Origin of the sequence: Acidovorax temperans (genome assembly GCF_028596105.1) — a bacterium.
Classification (GTDB): Bacteria; Pseudomonadota; Gammaproteobacteria; order Burkholderiales; family Burkholderiaceae_C; genus Acidovorax; species Acidovorax temperans.
In genome coordinates, this window is sequence record NZ_CP117193.1 from 1,726,274 (window position 1) to 1,739,248 (window position 12,975).

The 12,975-nt window shown below is 58.6% G+C and carries 13 protein-coding genes; 12 read left to right on the top strand and 1 reads right to left on the bottom strand.

The window, feature by feature from the left end; translation table 11 throughout:
- Window positions 1–85 precede the first annotated feature (85 nt).
- The 9 genes from PQV96_RS08195 to PQV96_RS08235 all read left to right on the top strand — a co-directional run bounded on the left by PQV96_RS08195 (window position 86) and on the right by PQV96_RS08235 (window position 8,196).
- A complete protein-coding gene (locus tag PQV96_RS08195) occupies window positions 86–2,602 on the top strand; it encodes a heavy metal translocating P-type ATPase (RefSeq protein WP_233099848.1) in 2,517 nt (838 codons plus the stop codon).
- Window positions 2,602–2,739, top strand: coding sequence for a cbb3-type cytochrome oxidase assembly protein CcoS (gene ccoS, locus PQV96_RS08200; protein WP_066693634.1), 138 nt, complete (start codon window positions 2,602–2,604; stop codon window positions 2,737–2,739). The genes PQV96_RS08195 and ccoS overlap by 1 nt, the downstream gene beginning before the upstream one ends.
- A 64-nt stretch (window positions 2,740–2,803) precedes the next feature.
- Window positions 2,804–4,243, top strand: coding sequence for a cytochrome-c oxidase, cbb3-type subunit I (ccoN, locus tag PQV96_RS08205; RefSeq protein WP_066693632.1), 1,440 nt, complete (start codon window positions 2,804–2,806; stop codon window positions 4,241–4,243).
- Window positions 4,244–4,261: 18 nt separating this feature from the next.
- Entirely contained in the window at window positions 4,262–4,894 is a 633-nt protein-coding gene (gene ccoO / locus PQV96_RS08210) for a cytochrome-c oxidase, cbb3-type subunit II (protein ID WP_066693629.1), read from the top strand.
- A 14-nt stretch (window positions 4,895–4,908) separates the two neighbouring features.
- Window positions 4,909–5,046, top strand: a complete 138-nt coding sequence (locus tag PQV96_RS08215; RefSeq protein WP_044398638.1) for a cbb3-type cytochrome oxidase subunit 3 — start codon at window positions 4,909–4,911, stop codon at window positions 5,044–5,046.
- Window positions 5,047–5,070: 24 nt separating this feature from the next.
- The gene (ccoP, locus tag PQV96_RS08220; RefSeq protein WP_273624966.1) at window positions 5,071–5,979 is read left to right on the top strand and encodes a cytochrome-c oxidase, cbb3-type subunit III; all 909 of its coding nucleotides are present in this window, start codon (window positions 5,071–5,073) and stop codon (window positions 5,977–5,979) included.
- Window positions 5,980–6,056: 77 nt separating this feature from the next.
- Window positions 6,057–7,514: a cytochrome c oxidase accessory protein CcoG gene (gene ccoG, locus PQV96_RS08225; protein WP_273624967.1), complete on the top strand. Its 1,458-nt coding sequence runs from the start codon at window positions 6,057–6,059 to the stop codon at window positions 7,512–7,514.
- Window positions 7,515–7,559: 45 nt separating this feature from the next.
- Window positions 7,560–7,835: a FixH family protein gene (locus PQV96_RS08230; protein WP_044398696.1), complete on the top strand. Its 276-nt coding sequence runs from the start codon at window positions 7,560–7,562 to the stop codon at window positions 7,833–7,835.
- Between the two features lie 67 nt (window positions 7,836–7,902).
- Window positions 7,903–8,196, top strand: a complete 294-nt coding sequence (locus PQV96_RS08235; protein WP_066782455.1) for a hypothetical protein — start codon at window positions 7,903–7,905, stop codon at window positions 8,194–8,196.
- Between the two features lie 90 nt (window positions 8,197–8,286).
- On the opposite strand, the gene fnr is transcribed toward PQV96_RS08235, so the two are convergent.
- Window positions 8,287–9,009 (bottom strand): fumarate/nitrate reduction transcriptional regulator Fnr, encoded by a 723-nt coding sequence (gene fnr, locus PQV96_RS08240; RefSeq protein ID WP_066693621.1) that lies wholly within the window; start codon window positions 9,007–9,009, stop codon window positions 8,287–8,289.
- Window positions 9,010–9,197: 188 nt separating this feature from the next.
- Between fnr and hemN the strand changes: the two genes are divergently transcribed.
- From hemN to PQV96_RS08255, 3 genes are all read left to right on the top strand, one after another.
- Window positions 9,198–10,580, top strand: coding sequence for an oxygen-independent coproporphyrinogen III oxidase (gene hemN, locus PQV96_RS08245; RefSeq protein WP_142081014.1), 1,383 nt, complete (start codon window positions 9,198–9,200; stop codon window positions 10,578–10,580).
- Between the two features lie 17 nt (window positions 10,581–10,597).
- Window positions 10,598–11,335 carry a sulfite exporter TauE/SafE family protein gene (locus tag PQV96_RS08250; protein WP_273624968.1) on the top strand — a complete coding sequence of 246 codons (738 nt, stop codon included), beginning with the start codon at window positions 10,598–10,600 and terminating at the stop codon, window positions 11,333–11,335.
- Between the two features lie 316 nt (window positions 11,336–11,651).
- Window positions 11,652–12,974, top strand: a complete 1,323-nt coding sequence (locus tag PQV96_RS08255) for a cyclic di-GMP phosphodiesterase (protein WP_273624969.1) — start codon at window positions 11,652–11,654, stop codon at window positions 12,972–12,974.
- Window position 12,975: the final 1 nt, after the last annotated feature.

Below are 12,975 nucleotides of genomic sequence, written 5' to 3' on the forward strand. Positions count from 1 at the left end.
TGATGTAACAAGCTTAGGATGCATCATCTTTTGCGGCTTGATCCAGGTCAATAAGGATGTCATGTTCCGCGGATAGGCTTGAACCATGTCAATGTTTCGCTCCGGTGCGCCGGAAATTCCGGTGGCGCCTGTGGTTGACGCTTCCGAGGCGGCGGTGGACCCAGCAGCCGTGTCTCTTCTGGATGACCCGCAAGAGTGGCTGGGTTTTGGTCGGCCTTGCACGCCTTCAGGCTCTGCGCTGCACGCAAGTGCCGTGGCAGACCCTTCCAGCACCACCTGGGATTCGCATGTGGTGCTGGATGGAATGCATTGCGCGGCCTGTGCCCTCACCATTGAAGATGCCTTGAAGTCCGTGCCCGGTGTGTTGCAGGCCGATGTGAGCGCCGCCACCCGTCGCGCCCGCGTGGTGTGGCAGCCGGGCAGGGTGCTGCCATCGCAGTGGATGGCAGCGGTGCGCAGCGCGGGGTATCGCGCGGTTCCGGCCATGGATGCATTTGTGCGCGGCCAGCGGCTGGTGGAAAGTCGCCGTGCGCTGTGGCGCTGGCTGGTGGCCGGTTTTTGCATGATGCAGGTGATGATGTACGCATGGCCTGCGTACGTGGCACAGCCCGGCGATTTGTCGCAAGAGATGGAAACGCTGCTGCGCTGGGCCTCGTGGGTGATTTCGCTGCCCGTGGTCTTTTTTGCCTGCGGCCCTTTCTTTACCAGTGCGTTGCGCGATGTACGCCAGCGGCAGGTGAGCATGGATCTGCCCGTGGCGCTTGGCATGGGCATCACCTTTGTGGTGAGCACTGCAGGCACATTCGACCCCAATGGCATCTTTGGTCGCGAGGTGTACTTTGACTCGCTGACCATGTTCGTTTTCTTCCTGCTCACCGGGCGCTGGCTGGAGTTGCGCCTGCGTGACCGCACGGCCGGTGCGCTGGAGGCAGTGCTCAATCGCCTGCCCGACAGCGTGGAACGCTTGGGCGCTGATGGTGCATTCACCCGCGTGGCGGTGCGGCGCCTGGTGGTGGGCGACACGGTACGCGTCTTGCCGGGCGAGGCGTTTCCGGCCGACGGAACGATTCTCAAAGGCAGCACCCAGGCCGACGAAGCCCTGCTGACCGGCGAATCGACCCCGGTGCACAAGCCCGAAGGCAGCGCGGTGACTGCTGGCAGCTACAACCTGCAGTCGTCGGTAGAAGTTCGCGTGGAATGTGTGGGCGCCCAAACCCGCTTTGCACAGATCGTGGCCTTGATGGAGAGTGCAGGGCTGCAAAAGCCACGTCTGGCCCAGTTGGCCGACCGCATCGCCAAACCGTTTTTGGTGGCTGTGTTGCTTGCTGCCTTTGCTGCTGCCGCCTGGTGGTGGCCCAAAGACCCGGGGCACGCGCTGATGGTGGCGGTGGCGGTGCTCATCGTCACTTGTCCCTGTGCGTTGTCGTTGGCCACACCGGTGGCGATGTTGACGGCAGCTGGCACGCTGGCGCGCCAGGGCGTGCTGGTGCGCAACCTGCAAGGGCTGGAGGCCCTGGCGCAGATCGATACGGTGGTGTTTGACAAAACGGGCACGCTCACGCGCGATGCGATGGCATTGCACACGGTGCGGCTGGCAGGTGGCGATCTGGATCGGGCAAGTGCCTTGTCGTTGGCTGCCGCGTTGGCGCGGCAGTCCTTGCACCCGGCATCGCGTGCCCTGGTGGAAGCTGCTGGCGCGGATGATGGTCGTTGGCTGGTCTCCAATCTGGAAGAGCAGGCAGGGCTCGGTTTGAGTGCTAATGTGCAAGACCGCACGGGGCAATGCCCGCCACGCCGCGTGCGCCTGGGCTCTGCCATTCATGCCGGTGTGGTGGCGGGTGAGGCTGGTACTACCGAATTCGCGGAAGGTGCGGACGGCGCTGCCCTGTGGGTCGTCTTGGCCGAAGAGCGCGGTGAGCCAGGCCACGCGCAGACGGTGGAAATGGCCCGGTTTGGGTTGGTTGAAGATCTGCGCGCAGAGGCCGCCACGGTGGTGCGTGCGCTGGCCGATGCGGGTTTGAGTGTGCAGATGCTGTCTGGCGACCGCCCAGAAGCCGTGCAGCGCGTGGCTGCTCAGGCGGGTATCACCGAGGCCCGCGGGGCTTGCACGCCGCAAGACAAACTGGCGGCGCTGCAAAGCCTGCAGGCCCAGGGTCACCATGTGGCCATGGTGGGCGATGGCCTGAACGATGGCCCTGTGATGGCGGGAGCCCACGTGTCATTCGCCTTTGGCCGGGCTGTTCCCCTGGCGCGCTCTCGGGCAGATTTCGTGGTGCTGCGGGACAGTTTGACTCAGGTACCCCAAGCAGTGCTGCTGGCGCGCAAAACCCTACAGATCGTGCGGCAAAATCTATGGTGGGCCGCTGGGTACAACGCTCTGTGCGTTCCCTTGGCTGTGGTGGGCTGGATGCCTGCCTGGCTTGCGGGATTGGGCATGGCGCTCAGCTCGCTGTTGGTGGTGCTCAATGCCGCCCGCCTTTCCAAGGGATTGCCAGAGGCGCCGTGTGGCGCACATGGCGATCCGTCGCCTTCTATTTCGCAGGCAGCAGGGGGTTCTTCATCTGCTGCCGTGTCGTCATTTCAAACTGCGGAGCCCGCCTGATGGACATCCTTTATTTATTGATTCCTCTGTCAGTGGTTCTGGTGCTGATGATCCTGGCCTGCTTGTGGTGGGCCGTGTACCGCGGACAGTTTGAAAGTGTGGAACAAGAGGGGGAGCGCATTCTCCGAGACGGTTGACTTTCGTCAATAACCGCAATGGCAGTCTGGTTAAAACTTGTATCGCAATACAAAGAGGTGTCCGATGGATTTTCCAAAAACAAATGCTGCGCATTACAACGACACGGTCGTGCGTCAGTTCTCAATCATGGCCGTGGTTTGGGGGGTGGTCGGCATGCTGGTGGGCGTCATCATTGCCGCCCAGCTGGCATGGCCAGAACTCAACCTAGGCATTCCATGGCTTAGTTATGGCCGTTTGCGCCCACTGCATACCAATGCAGTGATTTTTGCTTTTGGTGGCTGCGCTTTGTTCGCCACCAGCTACTACGTGGTGCAGCGTACCTGCCAGGTTCGGTTATTTGCGCCGGCCCTCGCATCGTTCACGTTCTGGGGTTGGCAGTTAGTCATTCTGGCTGCCGCCATCAGCCTGCCGCTGGGTTACACCTCCGGCAAGGAATACGCTGAACTGGAGTGGCCTATCGACATCCTGATCACACTGGTCTGGGTGTCCTACGCCATCGTGTTCTTTGGCACGGTGGGTACGCGCAAGGTCAAGCACATCTATGTGGCCAACTGGTTCTTTGGCGCCTTCATTCTGGCTGTGGCGTTGCTGCACCTGGTGAACAGCGCTGCAGTGCCCGCTGGCTTCATGAAGAGCTACTCTGCCTACGCCGGTGTGCAAGACGCCATGGTGCAGTGGTGGTACGGCCACAATGCCGTGGGCTTCTTCCTGACCGCAGGCTTCCTGGGCATGATGTATTACTTCATCCCCAAGCAGGCTGGCCGCCCCGTGTACTCGTATCGCCTGTCGATCGTGCACTTCTGGGCCCTGATCTTCACTTACATGTGGGCAGGTCCTCACCATCTGCACTACACCGCGCTGCCTGACTGGACGCAATCCGTCGGTATGGTGTTCTCGCTGATCCTGCTGGCTCCCAGCTGGGGCGGCATGATCAACGGCATCATGACCCTGTCGGGCGCATGGCACAAGCTGCGTGACGATCCTATCCTGCGCTTCCTGATCGTGTCGCTGTCGTTCTACGGCATGTCCACGTTCGAAGGTCCGATGATGTCCATCAAGACCGTGAACGCACTGAGCCACTACACCGACTGGACCGTGGGCCACGTGCACTCTGGAGCCCTGGGCTGGGTGGGTCTGATCTCCATGGGCTCGCTGTACTACCTGGTGCCCCGCCTGTTTGGCCGCGAAAAGATGCACTCCATCAAGGCGATTGAACTGCACTTCTGGATGGCCACCATCGGTATCGTGCTGTACATCGCGGCAATGTGGATTGCCGGTGTGATGCAAGGCCTGATGTGGCGCGCTGTGAACCCTGATGGCACGCTGACCTACACCTTCGTTGAAAGCGTAAAGGCTACCTATCCCTTCTATGTGATCCGTGTGGCCGGTGGTCTGCTGTATCTGGGCGGCATGCTGGTGATGGCATGGAACGTGTGGGCAACCGCAATCTCTGGCCGTTCGGTCAAGGTGGCTATCCCCGCCGTGAACACTGCCCACGCTTGAGCCTCAAGGAGCTAACCCATGTCTCAAAACAACAAGCAAGCTTCTGCCGGTTTCAGCCACGAGAAGATTGAAACCAACAATTTCTTGATGATCGTGCTGATCCTGCTGGTGATCGCTATTGGCGGTCTGGTGGAGATCGTGCCCCTGTTCTTCCAGAAGTCCACCACGGAAGCTGTGAAGGGCGTGGAGCCCTACACAGCCACCCAGCTGATCGGGCGTGATGTGTACATCCGTGAGGGTTGCTACAACTGCCACTCGCAGATGATTCGCCCCTTCCGTGCAGAAACCCTGCGCTATGGTCACTACTCGGTGGCGGGTGAGTTCGTGTACGACCACCCCTTCCAGTGGGGCAGCAAGCGCACAGGTCCTGACCTGCATCGCGTGGGCGGCAAGTACAGCGATGAATGGCATCGCATCCACTTGAACAACCCACGTGACGTGGTGCCTGAGTCCAACATGCCTGCCTACCCCTGGCTTGAGAAGACTCTGGTCAATCCGGCCGATTTGGCTCCTCGCATGAAGGCGCTGCGCACTGTGGGCGTTCCATACACCGACGCGCAAATCACCGCTGCCGCTGATGAAGTCAAGGGCAAGACGGAGTTGGATGCACTGATCGCCTATCTGCAAGTCATGGGCCGCGCGCTCAAGTAAGGGAGGGTTGGCATATGGACATCACCACCATGCGCATTGTGGCCACGCTGGCTTCAATGGTCTGCTTCATCGGCATCTGGGTGTGGGCCTACATGGGCCGCAACCGTGCCAAATTTGATGAGGCTGCTCGCTTGCCATTTGAGCAAGAATGAACTCCACCAGAATGAGAAAAACCCATGAGTGACTTCACCAGCAATTTCTGGTCGGTCTTTGTGACCGCGCTGACCCTGGTCGGCATCATTGGCTGCGCCGTGCTGCTTTGGATGGCAGGCCGCAAGAAGGTCGTATCAACGGCCGACAACACTACAGGCCACGTCTGGGATGAAGACCTGGTGGAAATGAACAACCCTCTGCCACGCTGGTGGGTGTGGATGTTCGTCATCACCATCATCTTTGGCTTGGGCTATCTGGCGGCCTACCCAGGTCTGGGCAGCTCTGCCGGCAAGCTCGGCTGGAGCCAGAAGGGCGAATACGAAGCAGAAGTGGCCAAGGCCAACAAAGAGTTGGAACCCATTTACGCCCGCTTTGCATCCATGACTCCTGAAGCGATTGCCGTGGACACGCAAGCCAAGGCCATTGGTGAGCGCCTGTTCATGAACAATTGCGCTCAATGCCATGGCTCTGACGCCCGCGGCAGCAAGGGTTTCCCCAACTTGGCCGACGGCGACTGGTTGTACGGTGGCACACATGACAAGATCCTGGAAACCTTGCAAAAGGGCCGCATTGGCAACATGCCTCCCATGGCTGCTGCCGTAGGTTCTCCAGAAGATGTGCGTAACCTGTCGCACTATGTGCTCAGTTTGTCGGGTAGCCCCCACGATTCTCTGCGTGCTTCTTTGGGCAAGTCCAAGTTTGGTGCTTGCGCCGCCTGCCACGGCATGGACGGCAAGGGCAATCAGGCTTTGGGTGCTCCCAACCTGACAGACGACATCTGGCTGCATGGCTGGGGTGAAGCAGCGATTACCGCCATGATCAACAATGGCAAGGTCAATCAGATGCCTGCACAGGCAGACAAGTTGACCGAAGCGCAGATCAAGGTGCTGGCCTCGTATGTTTGGGGATTGTCAAACAACAAGGCGCAGTGATGTGAACGTGGGGCGGTGTCTGAGGGCGCCGCCCCTTTGTTGTTTCTGAAGTTTTGGATTAAGTAGAGAGCGCCGCCATGAAGCCACCCAGCGAGTCTCCTCGCAAGGTTATTCCTATCGCTCCTGTTGCCGCAGATGGTTCGGAAGTGCCTAGCAGTCAGGTCGAGATCGTCTCCCTGTACGAAGCACAAAAGAAGATTTACCCGCGATCCATCAGCGGAGTATTTGCCCGGTGGCGCTGGGCGATGGTATTTCTCACACAACTGGTGTTTTATGGCCTGCCCTGGCTGGAGTGGGGGCAGCGCCAGATGGTGCTCTTCGATTTGGGAGCGCGCCGCTTTTATATCTTCGGTTTGGTGCTGTACCCGCAGGACTTCATCTACCTGACGGGTTTGCTGATCATTTCAGCACTTTCGCTGTTCCTGTTTACCGCCGTGGCCGGGCGTTTGTGGTGTGGTTTTTCATGCCCGCAAACGGTGTACACCGAAATTTTCATGTGGATCGAGCACAAGATCGAAGGTGATCGCAGTGCCCGGCTCCGCCTGGACAACGGCCCCTGGACGTTCGAGAAGATCCGCAAGAAGTTTTTCAAGCAGGTGGTGTGGATCGCGGTGGCCCTGTGGACCGGGTTCACCTTTGTGGGGTACTTCGTCCCCATTCGCGAGCTGGGCAGCGAGCTGCTGGCGTTCCCGGGCGGCTGGCAGATTTTCTGGGTGCTGTTCTACGGTTTTGCCACCTATGGCAATGCGGGCTTCATGCGCGAGCAGGTCTGCAAGTACATGTGCCCTTATGCGCGCTTTCAGAGCGCGATGTTTGATAAAGACACGCTGATCGTTACCTACGACCCTGAACGTGGCGAGCAGCGTGGTCCGCGCAAGAAGAATATCGACTACAAAGCCCAGGGGCTGGGCGATTGCATTGACTGCTCGCTGTGTGTGCAGGTCTGTCCGGTGGGCATCGACATCCGCAAGGGTTTGCAGTACGAATGCATTGGCTGTGGCCTGTGCGTGGACGCCTGCAATACCGTGATGGACAAGATGCAGTACCCGCGTGGGCTCATCCGTTATTCGACCCAGAACGGCGTGGCCAAGCACTGGACGCAGTCGCAGATGTTGCGCCGCGTGCTGCGCCCCCGCGTGCTGATCTACAGCGCCGTGCTGGTCACCCTGTGCGTGGCCTTGTTGGCCAGCCTGGTGACGAGAACACCGCTGAAAGTGGACGTGGTTCGCGACCGGGCCGCCTTGTCACGCATTGTGGCTGGGGGGAAGTTGGAAAACATCTACCGTATCCAGATCATGAACGCTACCGAAACTCCTCAGCGCTACCGCATAGATGCCAAGGGTCTTGAGGGACTTGAAGTGGTGTCGGAAGCGTCGGTGGAGGTCGATCCCGCTCAGTCTCGCTGGGTTGCTGTGCGATTGCAGGTGCCTTATGGGTCTGCTTCACCTGGGTCTCATCCCATCACCTTTGAAATTGGTGCCGAGGGTGGCGGTGCCCACGTGACAGAAAAAACCGTATTTTTGGTTCCCAGGTAGTACCGTTTTCATTCAACGTACAAGCCTGAGTTAATGGAGTTTGCTATGTCTACTGTTTCTTCCTCAGCCACGCCAGCTGCAGCCCCATGGTGGAAGTTTGGCCATGTGTGGCTGGTATTGGCGGGCCCCTTGGTGGTCATTGTTGCGGGGTTCATTACTTTGTGGCTTGCGATGTCGCGCCCAGACCCTGTGGTCGCGGAGGATTACTACCAGCGAGGTATCGACATCAACAAGACCCTGGAGCACCCAGAGAAGAGCTTGGCGCCCGCGATGAAAGGGCGCAATCACGCTGCGACCCCGCCAGAAGCGCAGCCGAGGTGATTGTGAAGTCACTCTGGTTCACTGAATTTCGCAACGACCCAATACAACACCGCAAGGAAACAGCACGATGTGGACACAGCGCCTGATGTGGATTGCCTGGCCAGCCTTTTTGGTGGCAGGTGTGATTGAGATGCTCGTCTTTGCGATGGTGGACCCGCAAGACCTTCACTGGTTCGGGCAGCCTGTCACCTTGTCGAGAACAGGCGTCTACACCTTGGCGTTCTTTGGGTTCTGGGCGCTCACCATGGTGTCCAGTGCGCTCACCACCTTGCTTGCGATGTCCCCCTTTGAACTGAATCGCTGCCCGGTGCCTGACGAGGAGCGCCCTGACGATTGCCGCAAGCATCCCTCCTGCACTTGAATAAAAAAAATGCCGCGCTGTATGGCGCGGCATTGTCGGAGGCGTCAGCGAAGTGCTCGTCAGTTGTCCGGCACCTCTGTCGAAAATTTTTCAGTGGCAGGCTTGTTGGTTGTTCACGATGCGGCGTAGGGCATCGGTATCTAGAATGCGGACATGTCTTTGCCGCACTTCCACGGTGCCTTCTTCTACGAACTTGGAGAAGGTGCGGCTCACGGTTTCAAGCTTGAGGCCGAGATAACTGCCAATTTCTTCTCGCGTCATTCGCAACACCAGTTCCGATTGAGAGAAACCTCGCGCGTGCAGGCGTTGCACCAAATTGAGCAAAAACGCTGCCAGACGCTCTTCTGCTCGCATGCTTCCGAGCAGCAGCATCACGCCATGCTCACGCACGATTTCACGGCTCATGATTTTGTGCACATGGTGCTGTAGCGCAGTGACTTCTCGCGAGAATTCCTCTATGCGATCAAAGGGCATGACGCAAACTTCCGCGTCTTCCAGAGCGACGGCATCGCAGGTGTGATGGTCATTCACAATGCCATCCAGACCAATGATTTCACCGGCCATCTGGAATCCTGTGACTTGGTCGCGACCATCTTCTGTCGCCACGCAGGTCTTGAAGAAGCCCGTGCGAATGGCATACAGCGAGGTGAAAGCTTCTCCGTTGCGGAAAAGCGTTCCGCCGCGCTTGATCTTGCGCCGCACGGCTACCACTTCGTCGATGCGTTGCAGCTGCTCTTCGTTGAGCCCCACAGGCATGCAAAGCTCACGGAGATTGCAGTTGGAGCAGGCGACTTTGATGGTGAGCGGATTCATGGCGCAGAAACCAGTTGGTTGTTCGAGCATATCGTGCTCGACGAGAGAGGCCGAAGTGCCTCGCACAGTGCTTAGAAGCGGATGATATGCATCAAATTGTCGCTCCACCAGCAGTGGGTTCACTTGATTCAGGTCAAGGACGAAGAGGGTAAGGTGCGGCACAGTAACCGAGTACGCAAGGATATCTCATGACCGCTGTTACCCCAGAACTCCTTACCCGGTTTGATGTGCCGGGTCCCCGATACACCTCTTATCCAACGGCAGACCGTTTTGTGGAGGCTTTTGGTCAGGAGGACTATGCCTTGGCGTTGGCCCAAAGGCATTTGGGGACAGGCTCCAAAGCCATGCCGTTGTCGCTGTATGTACACATCCCATTTTGCGAGTCGCTATGCTACTACTGCGCTTGCAACAAGATCATTACCAAACACCATGATCGTGCTGATGTCTATTTGCGGTACCTGAGCCGCGAAATCGACTTGCATACAGCCCAATGTGGTGTGGGGCAGGTGGTTAGCCAGTTGCATCTGGGTGGCGGGACCCCCACGTTCCTGTCTGATGATGGGCTGTGTGAGTTGATGTCCATGCTCAAGCGCAGCTTCACTCTGGCTCCCGGTGGGGAATATTCCATCGAAGTGGATCCCCGCACGGTCAACGCGGAGCGTCTGGCATTGTTGGCAGAGTTGGGTTTCAACCGGTTGAGTTTTGGCGTCCAAGACTTCGACTCTGAAGTCCAAAAGGCAGTACACCGTGTTCAGCCCGCAGAGCAAGTTTTTGCTTTGGTCGAATCTGCACGCACCATCGGGTTTGACTCCATCAATGTGGACTTGATTTACGGCTTGCCACGCCAAACCCCTGAGTCATTTGATCGGACGTTGTCACAGATTGCCCAGCTTCGACCCGATCGCATTGCGTTGTACGCATATGCACATCTGCCTGAGCGCTTCAAGCCCCAGCGTCGCATCATTTCAGCGGAGTTGCCCACAGCAGGTGCCAAAGTCGCCATGCTTTCGCGTTCGCTGGATGCATTTATTGACGCTGGCTATGTATACGTCGGCATGGATCATTTCGCTTTGCCTACTGATGCGTTGGCCATTGCAAAACGGCAGGGGCGCCTGCACCGCAATTTCCAGGGATACAGCACCCAACCCGATTGCGATTTGATTGGGCTGGGCGTGTCAGCGATTGGACGCATTGGGGCGACCTACAGCCAAAACGCCAAGACCCTGGATGAGTATTACGATTTCCTTGACCAGGGTCGCCTGCCAGTCGTTCGGGGGCTGGCATTGAACCGGGATGACTTGGTGAGACGCGCTGCCATCATGGCGTTGATGTGCCAAGGTGAACTGCTGATTGAGCCGATGGAGCAAGCATGGCTGATCGACTTCAAAAAGTACTTTGCTGCTGAACTGGACCGTTTGAAGGACATGGAAACCCAAGGTCTGGTGGAGTTGGGCAGTGAAGGGGTTCGAGTGACCCCCATGGGCTGGTTCTTTGTGCGCGGTATTGCGATGGTCTTTGATCGTTACCTGCAGGCCGATCGCACCCGCGCCCGCTTCTCCCGCATCATCTGAGCAGGGCTACGAACAGCATGTCGGCTACTGTTGCATGGACCGCACTGGTCATGGGTTTGGTAGGAGGAACCCATTGTTTGGCCATGTGCTCAGCTCCGTGCGCTGCGGTGGTGGGGGCTGTACAAAAGCCGGAAGGCTCCGCCGCGCTGGAGCAGCCTGTTCACTGGATGGACAACCCCCGCCGTTCTGCCCAGCCGTGGCTGCGCACCGGGGTTTTTCATGTGGGTCGCATCGTGGGATATGCGGCGCTCGGTGCCATGGCGGCCTGGGCCATGGATAGTTTGGCTTGGATTACACAGCAAACCATGGCGCTTCGGCCCTTGTGGACCCTCACGCACGTGGCCATTCTGGCCTGGGGCTTGATGATGCTGATCCAGTCGCGACAGCCAGCCTGGATCGAACAGGCGGGCCGTTCAGTCTGGGGGCGTGTCCAGCCGCTGCTTGGTTCGTCAACAGGTGTGGCCAGTGCTGGAGCTTTGTGGGCATTCATGCCGTGCGGTTTGCTCTATTCGGCCTTGCTGGTAGCGGCACTCAGCGGCGGGCCGTTGCAGGGTGCTTGGACCATGGCGCTGTTTGCTGTGGGCAGCGGTCTTTGGCTCGTGGGCGGCCCATTGGCTTGGCGGTGGGTACGGCAGCGTTTGGGCTCACTGCGGGGTGACTGGGGCACGCGCATCAGTGGCGCGCTTCTGTGTGGTGTCGCTGTGTGGGCGTTGTGGATGGATTTGGTATACAAACCCTCGCTCTGGTGCCGTTGAGGTGTACATAGGCCTGGCGCCGCAGCGCTTTCAGGACCGAGCGCGTCGAAGGGCGACCATGCGCATGGACATTCGAGCCGCTCCGCATTCCTCTGTGTGGTGAGCCCGCGCTCTGTATACGCCATGAGCATGTCATCTCAGCGAACGTGAACCAATCTTTCCCCTTATACATGAGGCTGTCTGCACTGGGCATGCAAAAGACATTTGCATCCAGGGCGAGACACCAGGTTCCTCAAGGAAGCATCAGAAGTGGTGATAATGGGCCTCAACAATTGTGGTTCTATTGTTACATTTTGCTTCCTATTCCCGGCCTGTTGTGAATACGTTCGTTCTCATCGATATAAGCCAATTGCGTATTGGCATGTATATCCAGTTGGATCTGGGCTGGATGCACCATCCCTTTCCGGTGAGCAGCTTTCGTATTGGTTCGGCAGAGCAGATTGCCACTTTGCGCGAATTGGGGCTCACAAGCGTCAAAGTTCTGCCTAAAAAGAGCGATCCAGAGTTTCGCGATGGGTTACTGGCCACCCCCGCAGATTTATCTGGCAACGCAACTGATGGCTCGGCGGACTCCAGCGGCGCGCCTGCTGAACAGCCCACTTACTCCTCGCCAGGCGAGTCGGCAGCGTTGCGCCGCAGAATGTTGCTTGCAGCTCAGAACGCGTCGCTCCTCGCTTGTGACCGGCGGTTTAGGCAGGCTACCAAGCAATACATGTCGATGGAAAAGCTGGTGGTCCAGCAGCCCCAGCAGGCTCAGGCAGAAGGGCAGTCTTTGGTTGCCGAGTGCGTTACAGACCTTCTGGAAAATGGGGACTCGGCCATTCGCCTTCTTTCCGAGGGGGTAGGAGAACCCGGGGCCTTGCACCCCGTCAATGTGATGGTTCTCAGTCTGCTGCTGGGCAAGGCACTCGGGATGAAGAGCGCCGAGCTTCATGATTTGGGAGTCGCAGCGCTGTTGCATGACATCGGCAAGGTCGGCATGCCGTTGCGCGTCGCTTTTGCCTCACCCGCCATGACGCCAGCAGAGCGTGTGAAGTATGAAAGCCATGTTGCTGCATCGGTCGCTCTTGCCACCCGCATGGGATGGGGCAAGGCAGTCCTCGCGACGATTGCCCAGCACCACGAAATGGTGGATGGCTCTGGGTTCCCGCTGCAAAGGCGTGCTTCGGAGTTGGGGCGTTCCAGCCAGGTGGTGGCTCTGGTCAACCACTACGACCGCATGTGCAGTCCGGTGGGGGGGGGAGGGTTGACCCCCCACGAAACCCTGTCGATCATCTTTGCGCAGCACAAGGCACGTTTCGATTCTGTAGTGCTCGGCGCTTTCATCCGCATGATGGGGGTCTATCCCCCCGGCTCCATCGTGCAATTGGTGAATGACCGTTATGCCATCGTGGCCTCGGTCAATTCCTCGCGCCCCCTGCGCCCTCGGGTGATCGTGCATGACTCGCGCGTTCCCAAAGACGAGGCCCCGATCTTGGACCTGGAGTCCGTCCCTGAGCTGGGTATTCGTCGTAGCTTGAAGCCATCGCAGTTGCCCCGTGATGCGCTGGACTATCTGTCTCCACGCAAGCGCATCTGCTATTTCTTTGAGCGTGCCGTGAACTCCGACGCTCCTGACTCAGAGGCCCAGGCGTCGTGAC